Annotated in this window: 23 protein-coding genes; 10 read left to right on the top strand and 13 right to left on the bottom strand. The window is 39.9% G+C overall.

Annotated elements, in window-relative coordinates; genetic code table 11:
- Positions 1–165: 165 nt before the first annotated feature.
- The 3 genes from spoIID (at position 166) to C5695_RS18330 (ending at position 2972) form a co-directional block, all read left to right on the top strand.
- Positions 166–1191 carry a stage II sporulation protein D gene (spoIID, locus tag C5695_RS18340; RefSeq protein WP_117732293.1) on the top strand — a complete coding sequence of 342 codons (1026 nt, stop codon included), beginning with the start codon at positions 166–168 and terminating at the stop codon, positions 1189–1191.
- Between the two features lie 322 nt (positions 1192–1513).
- The gene (locus tag C5695_RS18335; RefSeq protein ID WP_117732291.1) at positions 1514–2212 is read left to right on the top strand and encodes a VWA domain-containing protein; all 699 of its coding nucleotides are present in this window, start codon (positions 1514–1516) and stop codon (positions 2210–2212) included.
- Between the two features lie 82 nt (positions 2213–2294).
- Positions 2295–2972, top strand: coding sequence for a VWA domain-containing protein (locus tag C5695_RS18330; RefSeq protein WP_117732289.1), 678 nt, complete (start codon positions 2295–2297; stop codon positions 2970–2972).
- A 52-nt stretch (positions 2973–3024) separates the two neighbouring features.
- Here the strand turns inward: C5695_RS18330 and C5695_RS18325 are convergent, their stop codons facing one another.
- Positions 3025–5373 carry an FdhF/YdeP family oxidoreductase gene (locus C5695_RS18325; RefSeq protein WP_117732287.1) on the bottom strand — a complete coding sequence of 783 codons (2349 nt, stop codon included), beginning with the start codon at positions 5371–5373 and terminating at the stop codon, positions 3025–3027.
- 82 nt (positions 5374–5455) lie between these two features.
- Complete coding sequence (locus C5695_RS18320) at positions 5456–6715, bottom strand: L-lactate MFS transporter (RefSeq protein WP_117732285.1); 1260 nt, start codon at positions 6713–6715, stop codon at positions 5456–5458.
- Between the two features lie 135 nt (positions 6716–6850).
- On the opposite strand from C5695_RS18320, the gene fdhD reads away from it, so the two are divergent.
- Together fdhD and moaA are read left to right on the top strand one after the other, a co-directional pair.
- Positions 6851–7639: a formate dehydrogenase accessory sulfurtransferase FdhD gene (gene fdhD / locus C5695_RS18315; RefSeq protein WP_117732283.1), complete on the top strand. Its 789-nt coding sequence runs from the start codon at positions 6851–6853 to the stop codon at positions 7637–7639.
- Between the two features lie 10 nt (positions 7640–7649).
- Positions 7650–8657, top strand: a complete 1008-nt coding sequence (gene moaA, locus C5695_RS18310; RefSeq protein WP_117732281.1) for a GTP 3',8-cyclase MoaA — start codon at positions 7650–7652, stop codon at positions 8655–8657.
- A gap of 254 nt (positions 8658–8911) precedes the next feature.
- On the opposite strand, the gene rpsN is transcribed toward moaA, so the two are convergent.
- The 4 genes from rpsN to C5695_RS18290 all read right to left on the bottom strand — a co-directional run bounded on the left by rpsN (position 8912) and on the right by C5695_RS18290 (position 11190).
- Entirely contained in the window at positions 8912–9181 is a 270-nt protein-coding gene (gene rpsN / locus C5695_RS18305; protein WP_025093900.1) for a 30S ribosomal protein S14, read from the bottom strand.
- 16 nt (positions 9182–9197) lie between these two features.
- Positions 9198–10394, bottom strand: coding sequence for a GTP-binding protein (locus tag C5695_RS18300; protein ID WP_117732279.1), 1197 nt, complete (start codon positions 10392–10394; stop codon positions 9198–9200).
- A gap of 80 nt (positions 10395–10474) precedes the next feature.
- Positions 10475–10624, bottom strand: coding sequence for a 50S ribosomal protein L33 (rpmG, locus tag C5695_RS18295; RefSeq protein WP_003214771.1), 150 nt, complete (start codon positions 10622–10624; stop codon positions 10475–10477).
- A gap of 143 nt (positions 10625–10767) precedes the next feature.
- Complete coding sequence (locus C5695_RS18290; protein WP_117732276.1) at positions 10768–11190, bottom strand: DUF5362 family protein; 423 nt, start codon at positions 11188–11190, stop codon at positions 10768–10770.
- Between the two features lie 526 nt (positions 11191–11716).
- Between C5695_RS18290 and C5695_RS18280 the strand changes: the two genes are divergently transcribed.
- Positions 11717–12121 (top strand): hypothetical protein, encoded by a 405-nt coding sequence (locus tag C5695_RS18280; RefSeq protein WP_117732271.1) that lies wholly within the window; start codon positions 11717–11719, stop codon positions 12119–12121.
- A gap of 44 nt (positions 12122–12165) precedes the next feature.
- Here the strand turns inward: C5695_RS18280 and C5695_RS18275 are convergent, their stop codons facing one another.
- On the bottom strand, positions 12166–12675 hold the full coding sequence (locus C5695_RS18275) for a thiol:disulfide interchange protein (RefSeq protein ID WP_117732269.1): 510 nt from the start codon (positions 12673–12675) through the stop codon (positions 12166–12168).
- A 98-nt stretch (positions 12676–12773) separates the two neighbouring features.
- Between C5695_RS18275 and C5695_RS18270 the strand changes: the two genes are divergently transcribed.
- From C5695_RS18270 to C5695_RS18260, 3 genes are read left to right on the top strand one after another with little or no spacing between them, the layout of a single operon-like run.
- Positions 12774–14573: an ABC transporter ATP-binding protein gene (locus tag C5695_RS18270; RefSeq protein WP_117732267.1), complete on the top strand. Its 1800-nt coding sequence runs from the start codon at positions 12774–12776 to the stop codon at positions 14571–14573.
- 1 nt (position 14574) lies between these two features.
- Positions 14575–15123, top strand: a complete 549-nt coding sequence (locus C5695_RS18265; RefSeq protein ID WP_117732265.1) for a MauE/DoxX family redox-associated membrane protein — start codon at positions 14575–14577, stop codon at positions 15121–15123.
- Positions 15124–15128: 5 nt separating this feature from the next.
- Positions 15129–15659 carry a TlpA family protein disulfide reductase gene (locus tag C5695_RS18260; protein WP_117732263.1) on the top strand — a complete coding sequence of 177 codons (531 nt, stop codon included), beginning with the start codon at positions 15129–15131 and terminating at the stop codon, positions 15657–15659.
- A gap of 33 nt (positions 15660–15692) precedes the next feature.
- Here the strand turns inward: C5695_RS18260 and C5695_RS18255 are convergent, their stop codons facing one another.
- On the bottom strand, positions 15693–16202 hold the full coding sequence (locus C5695_RS18255) for a GNAT family N-acetyltransferase (protein WP_187441854.1): 510 nt from the start codon (positions 16200–16202) through the stop codon (positions 15693–15695).
- A 115-nt stretch (positions 16203–16317) separates the two neighbouring features.
- Here C5695_RS18255 and C5695_RS18250 point away from each other — a divergent pair, with 115 nt between their 5' ends.
- Positions 16318–17214, top strand: coding sequence for a stage II sporulation protein SpoIIQ (locus C5695_RS18250; protein WP_117732261.1), 897 nt, complete (start codon positions 16318–16320; stop codon positions 17212–17214).
- A gap of 83 nt (positions 17215–17297) precedes the next feature.
- Here the strand turns inward: C5695_RS18250 and C5695_RS18245 are convergent, their stop codons facing one another.
- The 5 genes from C5695_RS18245 to C5695_RS18225 all read right to left on the bottom strand — a co-directional run bounded on the left by C5695_RS18245 (position 17298) and on the right by C5695_RS18225 (position 21422).
- Positions 17298–17645: a P-II family nitrogen regulator gene (locus tag C5695_RS18245; protein WP_007497589.1), complete on the bottom strand. Its 348-nt coding sequence runs from the start codon at positions 17643–17645 to the stop codon at positions 17298–17300.
- A gap of 18 nt (positions 17646–17663) precedes the next feature.
- Entirely contained in the window at positions 17664–18872 is a 1209-nt protein-coding gene (locus tag C5695_RS18240) for an ammonium transporter (RefSeq protein ID WP_117732259.1), read from the bottom strand.
- A gap of 192 nt (positions 18873–19064) precedes the next feature.
- Positions 19065–19805, bottom strand: coding sequence for an amino acid ABC transporter ATP-binding protein (locus C5695_RS18235; RefSeq protein WP_117732257.1), 741 nt, complete (start codon positions 19803–19805; stop codon positions 19065–19067).
- A gap of 10 nt (positions 19806–19815) precedes the next feature.
- Complete coding sequence (locus C5695_RS18230; RefSeq protein WP_117732255.1) at positions 19816–20493, bottom strand: amino acid ABC transporter permease; 678 nt, start codon at positions 20491–20493, stop codon at positions 19816–19818.
- Positions 20494–20534: 41 nt separating this feature from the next.
- Positions 20535–21422 (bottom strand): transporter substrate-binding domain-containing protein, encoded by an 888-nt coding sequence (locus C5695_RS18225; protein WP_117732253.1) that lies wholly within the window; start codon positions 21420–21422, stop codon positions 20535–20537.
- Positions 21423–21549 lie beyond the last annotated feature (127 nt).

The following is a 21549-nucleotide window of genomic DNA, read 5'->3' as shown; positions in this document are numbered from 1 at the left end:
CAACCATCTTATATTTTATTCATAAAGACGAACAGTAAAATCAATCGATAAACAGCGTCATCCTTTCATCAAAAGACTTGTCCATTGAATGAAAGAACCTGTCATATTAGCTTGTCCCTGCCCATAAGATAAAAGAGATTCAAAGATAAATGGGGGCAGCCAAATATGAAACCAATGATATGGACAATTGCAGGAATATGCATCATCATTTTAATGATTCCCACTTTACTTGTGTTGCCGACGTTTCAAGGGAAGTCGGAGGCAAGCCAGCATGTAGCTGCGGAGCCATCAGTTAAAAAAGAAGTGAAGGGTACAGTTCAATTGAAGCAATCACCCGTCGCCATCCCCGTCTATCGTTCAGCGCATCAACAGGTAGAAAACATCCCCTTAGAAGAGTATGTCATCGGTGTTGTAGCGTCTGAAATGCCAGCTGATTTTGAAATGGAAGCACTCAAGGCACAGGCACTCGCCGCAAGAACGTATATTGTCAGACAAATGATCATCGATAAGACCGTCAAATCACCCAAGGGCTCTCTTGTAGATGATACCCAAATGTTCCAAGTGTATAAAAACAAGCAGGAACTCAAGAAAATTTGGGGGAAAGCGTACAATTGGAAGTTGAAAAAAGTCACAGAAGCTGTCGCTAGCACACAAGGAAAAGTGTTGACTTATGACGAGAAACCAATTGATGCCTTATTCTTTTCAACAAGTAACGGAAAAACGGAGAATGCTGAAGCTTATTGGAAAAACGCAATCCCCTATTTGAAAAGTGTCTCAAGTAAATGGGACGAAAAATCGCCAAAATTTCAAAATAAGAAAACCATCTCAGTTAGTGAATTTCAGCAAAAATTAGGTGTGACGCTCACCCAGCAGAATCAAGTAGGACAGATTGAAGAACGGACACCAGGAAATCAAGTAGCGAAAGCCGTGATCAACGGTAAAACACTGACAGGCAGAGACATTCGAGAATCATTAGGGCTTCATTCAGCCGACTTTACATGGGAACGACAGGGCCAGCAAATTGTCATTACGACAAAAGGGTATGGCCATGGTGTAGGAATGAGTCAGTATGGTGCCCATTATATGGCGCAGTCGGGTAAAAAAGTAGATGCCATCGTGAAACATTATTATAAAGGGATTCAAATTGAATCGGCGGATCGTTTTCTCAACACATATATGGCGAAAAAATAAAGCAAAGGTGCCTCAGAAATGGGGTATCTTTTTTTGTGTTTCAAGAGGTTTGAACAGAATGTGTCAAATTGCGACTTATGACGCACCTCAGGAAATCTTAAACATTTATGTCCCGACAAGAACTGATGACCGATACAAAGCCCCTCGAAAGAAGGAGAAAACAAGAGGGAAAATGATGTGTTAGGTGAAAATATCTAGACATCTGACAGAATTTTAGTGATTTTGATGAAAGAGAAAAAGGGACCGAGTCCTATACCATTCCAAGAAAGAATAATTTACGATTAAGGTGTTTCAATCAAATACATAAGGAGGAAGGAAAATTATGTTGAAAAAAGTATTTACTCTCGTAACCTTAGCTGTATTGACATTATCTATGTCAATCTCTTCACCAGTATTTGCAGAAGCATCTACAGTCAAAAAACATAACAAAGATGTAAGAGTCACAATCTTACTTGATGCAAGTGGAAGCATGGCAAGAAAAGTAGAGGGAGAACGCAAATTTGATCTCGCAAAAGAAGAAGTATTTAAATTTGCTCAGTCACTTCCAAAAGACGCTAAAATTCGTATGAGCTTGTTTGGCTCTGAAGGAAACAACAAAAATTCAGGTAAAGCTCAATCATGTGAAGTCATTAGAGGCGTTTATGGCGTACAGCCTTACGAAAAAGAAAGCTTTGAAAACTCTTTAAACGGACTTGGACCAAATGGTTGGACACCAATTGCACGTGCTCTTGAAAATGCAAAGCAAGCGGATGAGCAGCTTAACAAAGGCACAAAACATATTGTATACCTAATCACTGATGGTGAAGAAACTTGTGGCGGAGATCCAGTAAAAGTAGCAAAAGAATTGCATAACTCAAAAGGATCAACTGTTGTTAATGTGATCGGATTAGACTTTAACGATGGCTATGAAGGTCAATTGAAGCAAGTAGCCAAAGCTGGTAAAGGCCATTACTATCAGGCAAGCACTGGTAAAGAAATGGGTTCTATCTTGTCAGCAGAATCGTTAAAATTACACGAATAACTTGCTGAACTAAAGGGAAACGATTGATGTATACTTTCGTTTCTCTTTTTCTGTACGAATGTAAAAAGGGAGGTTTTTATGAATGAAGCGCAATATCGTATTAACCATTTTGGCTAGTCTTGTCCTGCTACTTTCTTCGCCAGCCCATGCTGTAACACAGAAACAGGAGCCAGCCCATGTGGTGATATTACTCGATTTAAGCGGAAGCATGGCACAAACAGTTGAAGGCGAAAAGAAAATTGATATCGCCAAACGTTCTATTCAAAGCTTCGCAAGTATTTTATCAGAAGATACTCAAGTACTGCTTCGTGTGTTTGGTCATGAAGGAACCAATAAAAATGCAGGAAAAGCAGTTTCTTGTGGAAGCTCTGAAGCTGTTTATGGATTTGGATCATATGAGTCTTCACCATTTCAGCAAGCACTGAATGTGTATAAGCCAACTGGCTGGACGCCGCTTGCAAAAGCATTAACAGATACGAAACAAGATTTTGAAGATCATCAGGCTGAAGGGAAAAATATTGTCTATGTCGTCAGTGATGGTGAAGAAACTTGTGGCGGAAGTCCTTCACAAGCAGCAAAAGAATTACATGAAGACGGAATTGATACCATCGTCAATATCATCGGCTTTGACGTGAATGAAAAAGAAGCAAAAAGTCTACAGTCTGTTGCTAAAGCAGGTGGTGGACAATATCAACCGGCTGCGAATGCTGAAGAATTGAATCATATTCTACAAAACGAAGCGAGCGCTTTTGGTCAGTAGGATGTAAATGGGAGCTGGGGATTGGGTATCCCCAGCTTTTTTCAGTTGAAGATCAATTCAAAGTGGTTTCTAATTCATCAATTCGTTTTTCGACGTAGTGCTGATCTTTTCTTGCATGAAAGGTCTCGGCTTTTTCTAATATGGCAGTCGTATTATATTCAGGAATCTGTGAGTAGCTTTCATAGACCCCTTTAGGAATTAAAACATTCCCTTCAGGCCAATAAACAGCGATATTGCCACGTTTCAACTCTCCGAATTGAGCCACTCCTTGATAGGATCCATATTGGTTAAACAATACAACTGGATCACCTTCTTGAACATAAAGTTCTTTTGCATCTTCGTCATTCATCAAGATAGAATGACGTTTTCCGCCATTAAAGGCATCCTTTTCACTATAGATCATGGAGTTGAATTGTTTTCCTCTTCTTGTTGTGATATTAAAATGTCCTTCGGTTTTCCTGTATTGAGGCAGCTGGGCAGGAAGAAGATGGCCTTTGCCGTCTGGTGTTGGACATTCTCCGTCTTCACAAAGCCATGCGCCACCCCATTGAAAAACGTCTCCTTTATGACGCAAGTGCTGGATGCCATCATAGTTTCGATTGGCGACCGCAATTTCACGGCGAATGTCTTCTGCTGTTTCGAAATGAATCAACTCAGCATCTTCAGGCCGGACTCTTTTTGCAAGATCAATATAAATGTCCCATTCTGCTCTCGCTTCCTCAATTCGAGGTCCTTCAATTTCTGGACTGAAATATACCATGCGTTCTGTACTAGTTGATGTTCCGCCGCCTGGCTGCTCATACCTTGTCATAGCAGGCAGAACAATCACCGATTCTTCTGCATCTACGAGCGTGGAGGTGTTCAAAATAATGTCTTGATGGACACGTAGTTCAAGCTCAGATAAAGCTTTTTCAATCGCATCTGGATTTGGCATCGTTTCTAAAAAGTTTCCACCGCTTGTAAACAGCATTTTCAGTTTTTGTGGATGTTCTTTTGGCAAAGCCATTTTCTCAAACGATTGCCCAACGGTGTCACCATGCCATTTCGGAATGTCAAATCCCCAGACCTTTTCGATTCTTTCAATATTCTCTTCATCAAAATCGCTGCCGGGCAAAACGAATGGGTCGGCACCCATTTCCCCAGAACCTTGGACACCGCTATGCCCACGAATCGGCATGACACCACAATGTTTCCTGCCAATAAATCCGCGTAACATGGCAAGGTTGGCAACCTGTGAGATATTATCAGTTGCAAATCGGTGCTGGGTAAGACCCATACTCCAAATAAAAACACCTGAATTGGCATTTGCAAGAAGGGTTGCAAATTCCTTCATTCTTTCTTTCGACAAGCCTGATGATGCTTCAAGATCCTCCCACTTCAACTGTTCGACATGCTGCTTTAAATCCTGTATGCCAGTTGTATGGGCTTGAATAAATTCATGATCAAGAGCAGAATGGGGGGCATGTTGTTCCATGTCAAACCAATGTTTGATGACGCCATTCATAAACGCAATATCGCCGCCTATATTGACTTGATAGAAATCATCTGCAATTTTTGTGCCGAATAAAGCACTTTCTGGAATTGAAGGAACCCAATACTTTTCCATGGCAGGCTCTTTATACGGATTGATGACGATAATTTTGGTTCCTTTCTTTTTAGCCGCGTACATATATTTAGTAGAAACTGGCTGATTGTTTGCAGCGACAGATCCCCAGAAAATTAATACATCGGTTCCAATCCAATCGCTGTAATTACAGCTGGAGGCTCCTATGCCAAGGGAGCGTTTAAGAGCGGTTTTGCTCGGTGAATGGCAAATACGAGAAGCATTATCAATATGATTTGTCCCGATAAATCGTGCTGCCTTCGCAGCAGTATAATAGACTTCATTTGTAATACCTCGAGCCGTTAAATAGAAAGCGAGGTGCCGCTTATCAATTGATTTGATTTTAGCAGCGATTTGATCTAATGCATCATCCCAGGAAATACGAGTAAAGGCATTTTCACCTTTTTTTCGAATCAGTGGATACGGAATACGACCAAGTTTGCGAAGAGAGGTGCTGTCCATTTGTTTGAGCTGTTGAATATCCTCGAACCATTTGGGTTCAATAGCTGGCATTGTATTAAGACGAAGTACATTTAGTCTTGTGGTGCATATATGAGGTCCTGCGAGCGTTTGATCATATAATCCTGAAACACCAAGGGCACAGCCGTCACACACGCCCTGCGTTAAAATACGATATGCATAGGGGAGATTATCTTTGTTCTCCCATGCCACTTTCATCGTGTCTCGAATATGTTTCGGTTTTACTTTTCCAAGTCCCATAGGCGCAAAAGAGGCCCATAGTTTTGGTGAGGGTTTTTTATTAAGTTTAATAGGCCCCTTGTGTTTTGTTTTCCCCATGATATCATCACCCTCCTATTACTTTGTAAAGCGTTTTCATATCTAAAAATTACCTTTAGATTGTGATTCTGTCAAATTCAAATTAAGGTCGGGCTGAGGAAGCAGCAGTAAGGTTTGTTTCCCTCAACTGCTGAATATCTTTTCGTATGAGAAGAGATATGATAAAAGCAATGAAAAATAAGCCAGAGAACACCATCAGACTTTGCGTGTAGTTACCTGTTATATCTCGAATAAAGGATGAAAATAAAGGTCCAGCCAAACCAGCAGCGGCCCATGCGGTCAAAATATAACCGTGTATAGCACCAAGTTGTTTCGTGCCAAATAAATCCCCAATATAGGCTGGAATTGAGGCAAATCCTCCTCCATAGCACGTATAAATGATCGCCATCACGATTGAAAAGACGAGCGGATCTTTTAAATAGGGGAGTAAGGGAAAAGCAATGAGCTGGATACTAAAGAAAATTGTATACGTATTCGGCCTTCCGATATAATCTGAGAAGGAAGCCCAGCCAATCCGCCCTAAACCATTAAAAGCACCTAAAATGCCAACAAGGGTAGCTGCAGCACCTGCAGTGAATCCAACACTTTCTTGAGCAAGAGGAGATGCTACTGAAATAATGGCAATTCCGCACGTGATATTAATAAAAAGCATTAGCCACAGGTAATAAAAACGTCGTGTTTTGATCGCTTCGTTTGCTGTAAGCTGTGATAAATCCTGAGGGATTTTTCTTTGATTTGTATTCAGTACGTCAAATTTTTTGACATCATCAGGAGTTGGTGGTGATAAATAAAGAGATGAAAGCACCATGATCATAAAATAAGAAACCCCAAGAATGTAAAAGGTATTTGCGATATCCACTTTTTCAATGAGATATTGAATAATTGGGCTGCAAATAAGAGAAGCAAATCCAAATCCCATAATAGCTAAGCCAGTTGCAAGTCCTCTTCGATCCGGAAACCATTTCACTAAAGTTGATACAGGTGCAATGTAACCTACCCCTAATCCTATCCCAGCAAGTACACCATAAAATAAATAGAGGAGAGGAAGCGAAGACATGTGGACAGCGAACCCTGATCCTGTCATTCCGATACCAAAGAAAATAGCTGAAAAGAGCCCGGATGCTCTTGGGCCATACCTTTCAACGAAGTGTCCCATGAACGCAGCAGATAATCCTAAAAATAAAATAGCAATGCTGAAGGTTAAGCTTATTTCTGTCAATGACCACTGAAAGGCTTGATGTAAAGGATTCGTAAAAACACTCCAAGCATAAACAGACCCAATAGATAAATGAATTCCCACAGCACTTGTTGCAATGAGCCAGCGATTTTTCGATTTGTTCATTTTGTTCCCCCCATATAAAGCAGTCAAAAAGTTTGTTAAGATAGAAAATATGTTACATTTTTATGACTTTTTAAAATAATATCACAATTTAATTGGTTCATATAACTAAATTTGTGCTGAAAGGAAGATCATACAATGAATCCTTCTGTTAAAAAGAAACGAGTCATACACCAATACCGTGAAGGCCAATTTACTTGCAAAACAGATGAAGTTGTAGAAGAATTTCCTTTAACTGTGATGGTGAATGGAGAGGAATTTGTAACACTTGTTTGTTCCCCAGATCATTTGAAAGAATTGGTTATCGGTTTTTTAGCATCTGAAGGGGTCATTCGATTTGAAAATGAGATTAAAAGGTTTACAATAGATGAAAGCATGGGCTTTGCTTATGTTGATTTAATTCACTCAAGTGGATTTCAGTCGTCAGATTTCACAAGGCGAGTGATTGGATCTTGCTGCGGAAAAGGGAGACACTTTTATTTTCTCCAAGATGTGAAAACGGCTAAAACAGCCATTGATCAAATCAATATTTCTGCTGAAACCTGTATGCATCTAATGAAATGTTTACAAGAAGAAAGTCAATTATTTCAGCATACTGGTGGTGTGCATAATGCTGGACTGTGTGACACAGAGAAGCTATTCATCACTAGAACTGATATAGGAAGACATAATGCTTTAGATAAGATCTATGGATACTGTTTACTTCATCGAATTCCACTCAGAGATAAGATCCTTGTATTTAGTGGCCGAATATCGTCAGAGGTTCTATTGAAGGCAGCAAAACTAGGTGTGTCTATCGTCATCTCAAAATCAGCACCTACTGAATTGGCACTTAAAATGGCAGAAGAATTAAATATCACCACAGTTGGATTCGTCAGAGGAGAATCTTTTAATATCTACACTCACCATCAGCGTATTACAGAATAGGAGGCAAAGTATGGTCAGTATTTTAGATAAGAGACATCGACCATTGCGCGATTTAAGAATATCAGTAACAGATCGCTGTAACTTTAGATGTACGTACTGTATGCCTGCTGAAATTTTTGGAACAGATTACCCTTTTTTGAATAAAGAAGAATTGCTTAGTTTCGAAGAGATTGAACGGCTTGCTACCCTTTTTGCACAGGATTTAGGTGTAGTGAAAATACGCATCACTGGTGGAGAGCCTTTAATGCGAAAAGATTTGCCTGTTTTAATAGAAAAGCTCTCAAATATTCCAGGAATCGAAGACATTGCTATGACAACCAATGGAACGCTTTTACCTTTATATGCTGATAAGTTAAAGAAAGCAGGTCTTCAGAGAGTCACCATTAGTTTGGATTCATTAAATCCTGACCGTTTTCAACAAATGAACGGAAGGAATATTTCTATCCAAAAAGTGTTTGATGGCATTGAGGCTGCAAAAAAGGCTGGACTTGCTATTAAGATCAATATGGTTGTTCAAAAAGGTGTGAATGATCAGGATGTTCTACCAATGGCAGCTTACTTTAAAAAAGAAGGACATGTTCTCAGATTTATTGAGTTTATGGATGTTGGAAATACGAATAAATGGAACCTGAAACATGTCATGACAAAGAAAGAGATCATTGATCTAATTGGTTCAACATTTCCTATCAAACCAGAACCCCCTCAATATCCAGGTGAAGTAGCAAGCCGATTCTTTTATCAAGATGGTTCAGGAGAAATAGGCATTATTTCTTCTGTTTCAGATGCTTTTTGTGGAACATGTAACAGGGCAAGACTTTCTGCGCGTGGTGAATTGTTTACATGTCTTTTTGCATCATCGGGCTTTGACTTGAAACAGTTGATTCGTTCGTCAAAAGATAATGAAGATATAAAGAATATTTTGAAGGAACTATGGTCGAATAGGCATGATCAATATTCAGCCGAGAGAGAGCAGAAGAAAGATCAGAAAAAAGTTGAAATGTCATACATCGGTGGGTAGTGACAACAAAGTATCATGATCATGTATTTTTGAAAAGAAGAGAAAAAGTCATAATGATTATAGAAAATCCTTTTTTGGAAATAGGTCTATTCATCTTATGAATTCAGTCATGATAAAAAACCAGCAGAAACTCTGCTGGTTTTTAAAATGATATTTTGTCCTTCAAAAAGATTGAGATAGGACAAGAAAATAGATTTTTCAACATTTTTTGCTACTTTACTTTTATGGCAGCTGTGATAAGATCAACTCAATCTTTACCAGCTCGATTTTTTCACTCCTGGAATGTGGCCCTTATAAGCGAGCTCACGAAAAGCAATTCTAGACATTTTGAATTTTCGTAAGTAACCTCTCGGACGTCCAGTTAATTCACAGCGGTTCTTTAAGCGGGTAGGGGAAGAGTCTCTAGGTAATTTCCGCAAAGCTTCATAGTCACCTTTTTCTTTTAACTCTTTCCTTAATTCAGCATATTTCAATACAAGCTGCTGCCGCTTTTTTTCTTTAGCAATTTTAGATTTCTTTGCCACTTAAAACCCTCCTGGCTTAATGTTGGATTTTCCATTGAAAGGGGTCTTCAAACGTAGTCCAATCTTGATCAAATTCCTCAGGTGTGAGTAAGCATTGATCAAGTGTGCGAATGATATCTGCTTTAGGCAAATCTACGCCAATAAACACAAGTTTTGTATGCCGGTCACCAAATTCTGCGTCCCACTCGTCAAGAAGCTCTGGTTCTTGCTTTAATATCCGTGCTTTTTCTTGCTCAGGCAAGGCAGCAATCCAGTATGCAATTGGTTCAATCGCAACAGATTTTCCAGCCTGTGAGATTAAAATGGTTAAATTATGGTGTGTGGCAAGCCATGTAAATCCTTTAGCGCGAACTATTTGTTCCGGCATCTGATCTAGCCAATTATTTAACCTGCCAGTATGGAAGGGGAGTCTTCTTTCATAAACAAAAGATGAGATTCGGTATTCTTCTGTTTCTGGCGTATGCTGAGAATGCCCAGCGTTGATTTCCTTGATCCAGCCAGCAGAAGCACTCGCTTTTTCAAAGTCGAATAAACCAGTATTTAAAATGTCACTTGGCTTTACTTGCCCTTTTGAGGTTTTGATGATAGATGCTTCTGGTTGAAGTGAAGTGAGCACATGCTCAAGTCGATCTAATTCCGAGTTTGATACTAGATCACACTTATTTATAATCAGTACGTCACAAAATTCGATTTGATCAATAAGTAAATCGGAAATTTCTCGTTCGTCATCATCGGAAACGGCTTGTTTACGGTCTAATAAACTTTCTCCTGACTGGAAGTCGGTCCAGAAACGGTTTGCATCTACCACAGTGACCATCGTGTCTAACCGGCAAAAGCGTGTCAAATCTATGCCCATTTCTTCGTCAATATAAGAGAAAGTTTGCGCGACAGGAATTGGTTCACTAATTCCTGTTGACTCAATGACGATATAATCGATATGCCCAGCCTTACATAGGCGCTCTACTTCGATTAACAAATCTTCTCTCAATGTGCAGCAAATACAACCATTAGACAATTCAACTAGCTTTTCATCTGATCGAGAGAGCTCACCGCCTTGTTTGACTAGTTCTGCATCAATATTAATTTCGCTCATGTCATTGACAATCACAGCTACTTTTAATCCATTACGATTTTGTAGGACATGATTTAATATTGTTGTTTTTCCTGCACCTAAAAAACCGCTTAATACTGTAACAGGTATTCGCTTATTCATTTGTTTCTGTCCTTTTGATCATACTCATTTTGATTTCCGCCTCACTTAAAAAGTAATCATTACGATTTAAAATTCAAAAATTATTTTGTTTCTCTATGAAGGGTATATTTCTTTAGCCGAGGAGAATATTTTTTTAACTCCAGTCGGTCCGGATTCGTTCTTTTATTCTTTGTTGTGATATAGTTTCTGTCACCTGTTTCAGTACAGGCTAAGGTAATTTTTACACGCATAAGTAATAGAAACCTCCTTTAATTCGTAATAGTTACGATTTGTATTTTAAAATGATCTTGGCCGAATGTCAAGTTTAACAGGTTGAGCAATGGCCAAATGATCAAACAAAAGGGTATCGAATGATCATTGATACCCCACTCCATTAATAAAAGTCATCAAGCTCTTGTTCGTATTCATCTTCGTATTGCTGGACATCGCTAGGAATTTCTTGCAGAAAGGCTAGGCCGCCCAATATCAGCATCAAAATAATGGCGATAAATGAGAGAATGGCTGTGACAATAGTTGATATGGCAAACAGTGTCTGCATTTTCATCATCTTAGCATATTGTTCTAATAACTCTTCATATGAAGTATCGGGAGCTTGAATTAATTGTTCAGCTGCGTTTACAGATTTTTGTACGTGGACTCCCATCATAATGAGGAAGACGCCAAGGGCAGCAGGGAGAACAAGCCAAAAACCAATCAGAATAGCTAGACCGCCTGAAATATAGAGAAAGATACTACCAACTTTTCCCCACTTTGTGATCGAATGAAGAGATTGAATGATTTTCTCAGTTTGTTGCAATGGTGTTCACTCCTTTATGTATTCACTCTTTATCATACTTGAGTCAGTAGTACTTTAGGAAGAGTGAATGTAGAACAATAAAAAATATTCCAATCTTCGGTTTACTATTTATGGATAAATAAATGATTTCTGAATAAGAAAAAAGTAACATTTACTATAAATTTTAACGAAAAATGATGTCATAAATAAGACTAGTAGTTAAAAATAATTAGTAAAATTATCAAAATATGTTGTTAGTTGTCTTGTAATTGGTTATTATTGTGTTGTATTAACATAAAAATTGGAAGGTGGAATTCATATGTTAGATCGTTTCTTAAACAAAATGACCAATGTTCAACCTGCAGCTTCAAGATGTATTTTGCAAAAATTAGTCACTTCATGCAAATCTGCACCAACATGTTTCCTTCAAGGTGTTGGAACTTTCCGTTACTACGTGGATCGTGATACAGGTGAGATTTGTACTGCCGTAGAACGTGTTAGATGCGGCTGCTAAATTGAAAGATTTTATTTAATAGGATGTGAACGCATGAGCATATCTTCAATTTCATTTTTAACAAATGCTATGCAGACGTCAAACAGTCGTCAAGCGAGTCAAACATCCAATTCTTTTTTAAACCAAGCTGCGAAAATTGTTCAAGGCGACCATTCTCCAGAAGAGAGAAAGGCACTATTTCAACAACTGACTTTAGTTCAGCAAGGAAAAGATTTAGAGCTTCATGTGTCTAAATTAAAGGAATTAGAGAAAGAGGTTCAAAAAGAGGAGTCTTCTTCGTCTACTATTATGAATCAGCATGGTGACCAAGTAGACATTTCAACTGAGGCTCGCAGTGAGTTTGAACAAGCTGAGGAACAAGCGCCAGCTTCAAGTGAAGCGAGTGAAATCGCTGCAATGGAAAAGGATAAGGATGTTGAGCCAGAATCAAACCAATAAAAAAATGAGGCATGTGCTAGATTGTTCACATGCCTCATTTATCTTTATTTTGCAGGAATTCTAGAATAAAGTCCATCCGGAAAAGGGGCTGCATATGAGATTGTTTCATCTTCTTCTACCATGATATAATACGGAAACTCTTCAATCTGGAATACGTTTGTCATTTGTTCGTCCACTGAGATCATTCGTATGTTGGTTTGGTTATCTCGATATAATTCTCGATCCTTTTCTTGTCCATTCTTCAGCAAAACACTAAAAGAAATGTCTAATTGACGCTGCTTTTTCGTTTCTAGAAATTGTTCAAATGATGGGATGCAGTGTGGACATGCTGTGTCTGTGAATATAAGCAGCTGTTGCTTGTGACTGGCTTCGAGCAAATCATTCATTCGAATAGGTGATGGTTTTTCAAGAAGCGGATGAACAAGTTTTTGTCCGGCGTGCTGAATCGGTAAGACGATCAATTCCATTTGGCGTTTTAAATAGATGATGATTCCTATCGTCAATAAAAGGCTGCAAAGAATAAGAGTGACCTGTAAAAGTAAGATTGAATTCATCGTATATCGTCCTCTCAGAGTGATGTTACGCAGAGCTATCATAATATAAATATCAAAAATATGTCAATTATACTAAATGGTGTAAGGTGGAACGTTTGATGAGTACAGTGAATCATTGTTTGTATGCAATTTTTTATACGTGGAATAGAAGTCGATCTTATCTTCTGTTAACTCTATTCATCCAAGTGATCGTTGGTTTTATGCCACTCGCTAGTGTCTGGATTATTCAAACATTGATTAATGAAATTATTTTATTTATGAATTCTTCTGGAGATATTCAAAAGGTTTTATGGTTATTTGGATTGCAAATGGCCATTGTGGTTTTAGGTTATGGGCTTCAATTCATTCTTCAGCTTAGTCAGCAGAAAGCGACGAATTTGATTGGTTTGCATTTGAAGGGTGAATTGCTTCAAAAGGCGATCAGACTGCCATATATTACATTTGAACACCCATCTTTTTATAATGAAAGTCAACGTGTGATGAACAGTCATCAGCATGTTCTAAGTATGGTTAGAAGTATTTTTACAATCATGAGCGCATTGATTACTGTTGTATCACTTCTCATTTATATGGTCGGTATCCACTGGGGTTTGGCTGTTATTCTGATCTTATTTACCTTGCCTGTCTTATGGATTGAACTCTTCTTTGGAGGCGCACGGTATCAATTAAACCGCATGTTAACGGCTAACGACCGAAGAGAAATGTATGTGTCTGACCTTGTTGCACAGCGAGATTCATTGAAGGAAATTCGTTTATATGGCATTGGTAATTATCTTCTTCAAAAATGGAGAGGTCATTATGTAAAAAGTGCAGACGAAAAATATAAATTACTTAAACAGCAAGTTCGCTGGGAGATGGCGGGTGGATTGCTTATGACATTTGCTTATGTGTGCTGCGGTCTTTTTATTGTCTTTCTTATCTTTCAAAAGAAATTAGTAGCGGGAACGTTTGTCGCTGTGCTGCAAGCTGTACAAAATATTCAAAGTGGTTTTCAGGACTTAACGAGAGAATGTTCTAGTTTATATGAAACGAGTCTCTATATTGATGAAATGAGAACTTTTCAAAAGAGAGAAGAAGAAACTCATGATCAATCAGAGGAAGGGGCATCGCTTCTGAGGATTGAGTCTATTCAGTCCATTACACTAGAAAACCTCTCTTTTACTTATCCAAATATGAAAACGCCTGCCATTGAGCATATACAACTTCATATCAATCAAGGTGAACGTATTGCATTGGTGGGGGATAACGGATCGGGTAAGACGACCTTGATCAAATGTTTGACCGGCTTATATGATCCAGATCAACCGAATATGCAAAAGGTCAATGGCGAGTCTATTTCTACCATTGATAAAAAATCATATCATGCGAGAATGGCTGTTCTTTTTCAAGATTTTATGAAGTACGAATTCACTGTGAAAGAAAACATTGGATTTGGCCGTATCGACGAAATAGATAATGAGGAGCGCATGATCTCAGCTGCGCGGCAGGCAGGTATAGAGAAAAGAATTCATCAAATGGAAGAAACATATGATGCGCAGCTTGGCCGGTTTTTCGAAGAAGGTCATGAACTGTCTGGCGGACAATGGCAAAAGCTTGCGATGGCTAGAACCTTTTTTAGAGAAAGTGACTTTATCATTTTAGATGAACCTACTTCTGCTCTGGATCCGTTATCAGAGATTTCACTCATACGAAAGCTATTCAATCATACGCAGGATCAAGGCGTCTTATTTATCACACATCGCATGGGTGCTGCCCGCTTAGCAGACCGCATTATTGTGATGAAAGACGGTGCTTTCGTTGAAGAGGGTAACCATGAAGAGCTGATGGTGCTAAACGGAGAGTACAAAAGGCTTTACGAGGCACAATCTCAACTATTTCAACAAAAGGAGATGGCGTAAGGTGAGTGTCTTATATTTTATAGGTGTCTATTTTTTAGGAATCATCTTTGCTGGTGCATGGCTTGATAAAGTGAGAAAACAGACGGCACATAAGCAGCAGATGAATGCTTATCAATTGCTGCCTCCTTCGCTCACGGGACCTATGTTTTATTTGTTTTTGACTGTTGAATTGGCTTGTACAGGCCTTTTGTTCGTATCGAATATGTCTCTTGTACCTGCGATTGGTCTTACAGCACTTTTATGTATGTATACTGGAGCGGTCACCTTCAATTTATTGAGAGGTCATCGTGATATTTCATGCGGGTGTGGAGGTTTGCTGGAAAATGACCGGCTTCACTGGGGAATTGTGATTCGGAATGTGTCGATGTTGGCTCTTGTGATTGGGCTGTTTTATGTGCATCCCTTTGTAGAAACAATTCCGTGGCCACTTCACATCATTTGTTTTCTGATAGCAGTGGCTGCCTGTTTCATTATAGCGGTGGGAAAAGACATCTTGATGTTCAAAAGAAAATGGATCAATCAATTTGAATCATTTATAGAAGGAGACTAAGTGAAATGACAGATATTCTACTGATTATTGTGTTATTCATTGTCATTGCTCAGCTGGCTGTGGTGTTTTTGCTTGCCCGCTTTATCGGAAAATTTATGAATAAAATCAAAACCCTTGATGGAATTGAATTAAAGGAAGCTGATGTTGGTGATTCAGCGCCGCTATTTCGAAGCTATACGCATTTAGGGGAGAAGATCATTTTAAAGGAATATTTGCAAAACGGAAGAGCCGTGATGCTATTATTTGTGAACTCTACTTGCATGACATGCAAAAGCATTTTGTCTGATATACATTATCAAATGTCTAGCGGTGATCCACAGTTCATCATTATCAATGGAGATGAACAAGCAGATGATGCAGCCCTTGTCCAGTTGCTCCCTGATCAAGCTGTGTATGTTCGCTCTTCGCAAATTATGGAGCTGTATGGGTTAACTGTTGTTCCGCAAGCGATTCTGATGGATGAACATGGCATCATCCTGCAAAGGAAATCTCTTCAAAATGCGAAACAGTTTGAACAGTTGCTACATGCTTCATAAAAAGGGCGTCTCTTTGTTGGAGAGACGCTCTTGTTACAATTCTTTACCTAGAATATCTAAATCGTATCTGCTGCCATCCATTTCTGCGATGCGTGGCAGATGACCCCATGTTTCAAAGCCGTGCTTTTTAAATAGTCGAATGCTAGCTTCGTTATGCCCAAAAATAAAGGCAAGTAACGTTCGAATGCCTAAAGAGGGTGCCAACTCAATGGCTTCCTGTAAGAAAAGTGATCCTAACCCTTTTCCCCTGTAGTCTTGGTTTAAGTAAATACTCATTTCCACAGTCCCGTTGTATGCGGGTCTTCCGTAAAATGTTTCAAAGCTGAGCCAGCCGTAAATATGTCCTTCCTCATCTGTTTTCACATAGAGCGGTCTTTTCTCTGAATGATTCAAAAACCATTGCCGGCGGTCTTCAACCGAAACTGGTTCTGTGTCGGCGGTTACTTCTCTTGAAGCAATGGTTGAATTGTAGATATCAACGATCGCTTTGAGGTCATCTTCAGTTGCTATGCGGTTGAAAGTTTTCACAATAAAGTCCCCCATCTTTTTTCATTCATCATACATATTATTGATGCAATTGCGCAAAATAAAAAGAAAAATAATTTCGTGTGTATATATTTTTTGAAAAGTGTTCAGAATGTTGCTGAGGTGATGAAAAATGAGAGAGGAAGAAAAGAAACGTACTTCCAAAATCACAAAAGTTCAGCAATTTTTCCGTAAGCGCTGGGTATTCCCTGCTATTTACTTGGTCAGCGCAGCGGTCGTGTTAACAGCGGTTCTTTGGTATCAAGCTGTATCAAAAGATGTGAAAGACCAACTATCTGATGGAAATCAAACAGGGCAAGAACAGCGTGATGATGCCGTTGAAGTTGGAAAGCCAATTGAAAATGTTGCCATGCCAGTCCAGAATTCTGATAATGTTTCTATCGTGAAAAAGTTCTATGAAGCAGATGCTGATCAAAAAGAAAAAGAAGCAGCACTTGTAAACTATAATAACACCTATACCTTGAGCAAAGGTATTGATCTTGCAGATAAAGATGGCAAAGTGTTTGATGTCACAGCTGCTCTTAGTGGAACAGTGGTTCAAGCGAAAAAAGATCCAGTTCTCGGTCACGTCGTTGAAATTGAACATGAAGATGGATTGTCGACTGTTTATCAATCATTGTCACAAGTGAGTGTCAAAGAAGGCGATGAAGTCAAGCAAAATGATGTCATCGGTGCTTCTGGAAAAAATCTATATGGTGCTGAAAGCGGCAACCATGTGCATTTTGAAATTCGGATGGAAGGGTTAGCGCTTAATCCACTTAGCTTCATTGACAAGCCTGTTTCTACTATTGAAAAGGCGGCGCAAGAAGTGACGGAAGAAGCAAAAGAACCTGCTCAGCCAAAAACTGAAGAAAAAACGAAGGAACCTGCTACTGAAGATAAGGCCAAAGAGCCTGCTGGAGAAAAATCTGAAGAAAAGTCTGATGAGAAGGGGAAATCCTCTGATCAAGAAAAGTCTTCTGATTCCTCTAAAGACAGCAGTCAATCCGAGGAAACAAAACAATCTTAATACCTTGCAGCCTCTGTGTATATGAATATGCAGAGGTTTTTTTTCTGTCTTAAAAAATCCCCCGCACTCGGCGGAGGATGGATTTATAGGGCGGCAGGTCCTTCTTCACCTGTCCGAATGTTGATTGTATTTTCTATCTCATATATAAAAATTTTCCCATCCCCTGGTTCTCCTGTACGAAGTACCTTTTGAGCCGTTTCAACGACTTGTTCGACAGGTACTTTGCTTAGGACGATTTCAATCTTTAACCGTTCGTACACATTGCTTTCCTTTTTAACACCGCGGTATAGCTCTGTATGTCCCTTTTGTAAGCCGCAGCCGTGCACATTCGAAAAGGTAATCGAGGTGACACCAATCTTTCCAAGCTCCACCTTTAATGTTTCAAAATTAGCTGGACGTGTGACAATCTCCACTTTATACATTTTGCTCATAGAGACACCCCTTTTTCTTTAATCTTGATAGGCTTTTTCGCCGTGCATGGTTAAATCAAGGCCCACTGATTCTTCTTCTTCGGTTGCGCGAATCTTGAAGAAGAGATTCACTACTTTGATGATCACGTATGTCACAACGGCCACAAAGGCGTAAGTGGCGACAATGGCGACGACTTGCTTCCAAAGCAAGCTGGGATCTCCATAAAATAAGCCATTGGCTCCGCCGTCATTGACAGAGGTTGTTGCGAAAAGCCCTGTTGCAATTCCTCCCCAAGTTCCGCCAATTCCATGAAGCCCGAATGCATCTAGGGCATCATCATAGCCAAATTTGGCTTTGAGTGAGAAGACTCCCCAGAAACAGACAATCCCGCCGATGATTCCGATGATAATAGAAGCAAATGGTGTGACAAAACCAGCGGCAGGTGTAATGGCAACAAGGCCTGCGATGGCGCCAGAGATCGCGCCGAGCATGGTCGGCTTTTTGTTGATCATCCACTCTATTAACAGCCAGCCGATGATTCCCGCAGCAGCAGCAGTATTTGTGTTAATAAAGGCAAACATCGCCACACTGTCTAATGTAAGAGCACTCCCAACGTTAAAACCAAACCAGCCAAACCAGATAACAGCTCCGCCAAGAAGTGTATAGATCAAATTATGCGGAGAAGAGCTTGCTGCTTCTTTCCGTTTTCCGAGCACAATCGCCACGATGAGACCTGCAACACCAGATGAGATGTGAACCACGTTTCCTCCAGCGAAGTCGAGCGCTCCCATTTCACCAATCCAGCCGCCGCCCCATACCCAGTGTGCGACAGGAGCGTATACAAAAATGACCCAAAGGAGTGTAAACACGACGACTGCTGAGTAACGGATTCGTTCAGCGAAGGCACCTGAAATGATGGCTGTTGTTAAGACGGCAAAGGTCATTTGGAACATCATGAACAATGAATGTGGAATGGTCTCACTATATGAACCAGGTTCAAAGCCAACGCCTTTTAGTCCAATCCAGTCTAAGCCTCCGATCCATGCATTGCCTGGCGCAAAGGCCAAGGAATAACCAAACACGATCCATACGATGGAGACGATTGCTAGTGATGTTAAGCTGTGCATGGTTGTACTTAACACGTTTTTACTTCTCACGAGTCCTCCGTAGAATAAGGCTAAACCCGGTGTCATTAACCACACGAGTAGTGTGCAGAAGAACATAAATACTGTATCACCCATTTGCATGCTGCATTCCCCCGAATCATTCAGAATTAATTGATTTCTTAATTCTTCATTATAGAGAGAAAAGTCATATATAACATATTCGTGTAAGTTAATCTTACATGGTTTTTGGTTATATTCAATATAAATGGATGAAAAGTTCGTGAAAAATGAGAAAAAACGTGCGTTGAACAGAAAAAATAAAGGGCGTTTGACCTATAAAATGGAGCTAAGAAATAGCTTGGTTCGTTCCTCTTGAGGTGAATCGAACAATTCTGACGGTGTGCCTTCTTCGATGATACGGCCTTCATGCATATAGACAACACGATCGGCGACTTCTTTCGCAAAGCCCATTTCATGGGTGACAATGACCATTGTCATGCCTTCTTTTGCGAGACTTTTCATTGTTTGCAGTACCTCGCCTACAAGTTCAGGATCGAGGGCAGACGTAGGTTCGTCAAATAACATGACATCTGGTTTCATGGCGAGAGCTCTTGCGATAGCTACACGCTGCTTTTGACCACCTGATAGTTTAGAAGGATATATGTTGGCTTTATCCGCAAGTCCAACTTTTTCTAAAAGGACATTGGCGTCACTAATAGCTTGTTCCTTTTTTGTTTTTCTCACCATGACAGGCGCTTCGATGATGTTTTCAAGCACAGTTTTATGCGGGAAGAGGTTAAAATGCTGAAACACCATGCCTATTTTTTGTCTCATTTCGTTTAATTGATTGCGTTTTGGATGGACTGGATTTCCAGCAATGATAATCTGGCCATCATTTTTAATTTCTAAAAAATTCATACAGCGGAGCAAGGTGCTTTTTCCAGATCCGCTGGCTCCAATTAAGACGACCACATCATTTTCGTAAACGGTGAGGTCGATGTCCTTTAAAACATGCAGCTCTCCGAAGTACTTATTGAGTTTTTCAACGCGAATGAGTTCCTTTGATTCTGTCATGCTTCTCCTCCTAATGGTCACTAACTGATAGTTTCTTCTCAAAGGTTTGGACAGCAAATGTTAACAGCAAGACAAGAACTAAGTAATAGACGGCTACAACAAGTAAATAGGTCATATTATCAAAGCTGTTGGAGCCTTGAGTTGTGGCGACGTTAAATAGTTCATTGACACTGATAAAGGCGGCGAGTGACGAGTCTTTTAAGCCGATAATGAACTGGTTACCAAGAGGGGGGAGGGCACGCCGCATCGCTTGCGGGAGAATGATACGTCTCATTGTTAGAAAACGTCCCATGCCAAGAGAACGCCCTGCCTCTTTTTGCCCCTGATCGATCGATTGGATAGCGCCTCTGAATATTTCTGCTATATATGCGCCATTATGAAAGGCGAGCGCAATGGAAGCGGCCCAGAAGTCGGGGATATTTAATTCCGTCAGCCCGAAATATAGGATGAAAATTTGAACAACCAATGGTGTCCCGCGTACAAGGAAGATATAGGCATTGGCGATATAACCGAAGACAGACACGCGAGATATTTTCAGTAAAGCAAAGAAGAGCCCGATGAACATACCAATGAAGATGCTGATCACAGTGAGTTGTAAGGTGAGCAGCATTCCTTCTAAAAAAATGCCTCTAGAATCAATCAGCGTTTGAAAAAAGTGTGATAGTGTAGGCAAAACAATCATCTCCATTTGAAGAAAGTGCGCCTAGAAAAAGGCGCACAATCGTGGTTTTAATCTTGTTTGACCGTGATGTCTTCGTCAAAGTACTTTTCGCTTATTTGTTTTAATGTTCCGTCTTTTTTTAGCGCATCAATCGCATCATTGATTTCTTCTATGAGCTGTTCATTTTCTTTAGATACAGCGATGGCCTGTTCACTTTGTCCGAGCCTTTCGCGCGCTTCGATTTTTAATTTTTTCTTCATGGCTTCTGCACCTGTGGCAAAATCCGTCACGACCGCATCGTGTTTTCCGTTGGCTAGTGCTTCTAAAGCGACTACATCACTGTCGTAATATTTTGGTTCCTGCCCGCTATGTTCCTTTGCGATATCAGCGTAGGACGACCCTTTTGATACAGCGATTTCTTTGTCTTTTAAGTCATCCGCATGGTGAATGTCTGCTCCGGGTCTTGTGAAGATTTGCGGGCCAGAGTAGTAATAGGGCTTAGAAAAAAGAACGTGTTTTTTTCGTTCCTCATTGATGGTATGACTTGCCACTGCCGCATCAAATTTCCCTGCTTTTACACCTTCGACGATGCCTGCGAATTTATATTTTTTCTGTATAGGCTCGAGACCTAGTTTGTCGCTAATCGCATTGCCTACATCGATATCAAAGCCGGACATCTGGTTTCCATCCATGTAACTGAACGGGTGAAATTCACCTGATGCTGCAAATATAAATTTTCCATCCTCCAAAATTGGCGACCCTTTCGCTGTAGAATTACGTTTATCTCCGTTCCCATTTGTTTCACTTGAACCACACGAAGACAGAAGTAATACTGCAACCGAGAAAAGGGCTGGGACCCAAAACCGTCTTTTTTTAATAATAAGCTTCTCCTCCTTTTTAGCCGTTCTCCGTATAAGGAGAAAGTAGGCTTTTAAATATGTGTAGCATCTTACCATTTGTTCCTCATATTCTCAATTTTATATGTGTTCTTCCAACACTCGCCCTTTTTAGAATGTATGTCTTGCTTTTCCAAGAGAGAACTTGAATTGATTAGGGTAAAAAAGGGAAATACATCTCATAATA

The sequence above is a fragment of the Bacillus pumilus genome (assembly GCF_003431975.1).
Lineage (GTDB): Bacteria > Bacillota > Bacilli > Bacillales > Bacillaceae > Bacillus > Bacillus pumilus_N.
The sequence above is the reverse complement of the archived record's forward strand: the minus strand, read 5'-3'. Positions and strand labels throughout refer to the sequence as shown.

Excerpts from the sequence above, each read along its gene's own strand:
- C5695_RS18325 (WP_117732287.1), bottom strand. The coding sequence starts at position 5,373 with ATGGGGAAAACAAAACACAAGGGGCCTATTAAACTTAATAAAAAACCC.
- rpmG (WP_003214771.1), bottom strand. The coding sequence starts at position 10,624 with ATGCGTGTAAAAATTACCTTAGCCTGTACTGAAACAGGTGACAGAAAC.
- C5695_RS18260 (WP_117732263.1), top strand. The coding sequence starts at position 15,129 with ATGACAGATATTCTACTGATTATTGTGTTATTCATTGTCATTGCTCAG.
- C5695_RS18225 (WP_117732253.1), bottom strand. The coding sequence starts at position 21,422 with ATGGTAAGATGCTACACATATTTAAAAGCCTACTTTCTCCTTATACGG.
- C5695_RS18300 (WP_117732279.1), bottom strand. The coding sequence starts at position 10,394 with ATGAATAAGCGAATACCTGTTACAGTATTAAGCGGTTTTTTAGGTGCA.
- moaA (WP_117732281.1), top strand. The coding sequence starts at position 7,650 with ATGGTCAGTATTTTAGATAAGAGACATCGACCATTGCGCGATTTAAGA.
- C5695_RS18275 (WP_117732269.1), bottom strand. The coding sequence starts at position 12,675 with ATGAATTCAATCTTACTTTTACAGGTCACTCTTATTCTTTGCAGCCTT.
- C5695_RS18335 (WP_117732291.1), top strand. The coding sequence starts at position 1,514 with ATGTTGAAAAAAGTATTTACTCTCGTAACCTTAGCTGTATTGACATTA.
- C5695_RS18245 (WP_007497589.1), bottom strand. The coding sequence starts at position 17,645 with ATGAGCAAAATGTATAAAGTGGAGATTGTCACACGTCCAGCTAATTTT.
- C5695_RS18255 (WP_187441854.1), bottom strand. The coding sequence starts at position 16,202 with ATGGGGGACTTTATTGTGAAAACTTTCAACCGCATAGCAACTGAAGAT.
- C5695_RS18330 (WP_117732289.1), top strand. The coding sequence starts at position 2,295 with ATGAAGCGCAATATCGTATTAACCATTTTGGCTAGTCTTGTCCTGCTA.
- C5695_RS18320 (WP_117732285.1), bottom strand. The coding sequence starts at position 6,715 with ATGAACAAATCGAAAAATCGCTGGCTCATTGCAACAAGTGCTGTGGGA.
- C5695_RS18280 (WP_117732271.1), top strand. The coding sequence starts at position 11,717 with ATGAGCATATCTTCAATTTCATTTTTAACAAATGCTATGCAGACGTCA.
- fdhD (WP_117732283.1), top strand. The coding sequence starts at position 6,851 with ATGAATCCTTCTGTTAAAAAGAAACGAGTCATACACCAATACCGTGAA.
- C5695_RS18270 (WP_117732267.1), top strand. The coding sequence starts at position 12,774 with ATGAGTACAGTGAATCATTGTTTGTATGCAATTTTTTATACGTGGAAT.
- spoIID (WP_117732293.1), top strand. The coding sequence starts at position 166 with ATGAAACCAATGATATGGACAATTGCAGGAATATGCATCATCATTTTA.
- C5695_RS18230 (WP_117732255.1), bottom strand. The coding sequence starts at position 20,493 with ATGGAGATGATTGTTTTGCCTACACTATCACACTTTTTTCAAACGCTG.
- C5695_RS18235 (WP_117732257.1), bottom strand. The coding sequence starts at position 19,805 with ATGACAGAATCAAAGGAACTCATTCGCGTTGAAAAACTCAATAAGTAC.
- C5695_RS18250 (WP_117732261.1), top strand. The coding sequence starts at position 16,318 with ATGAGAGAGGAAGAAAAGAAACGTACTTCCAAAATCACAAAAGTTCAG.
- C5695_RS18240 (WP_117732259.1), bottom strand. The coding sequence starts at position 18,872 with ATGCAAATGGGTGATACAGTATTTATGTTCTTCTGCACACTACTCGTG.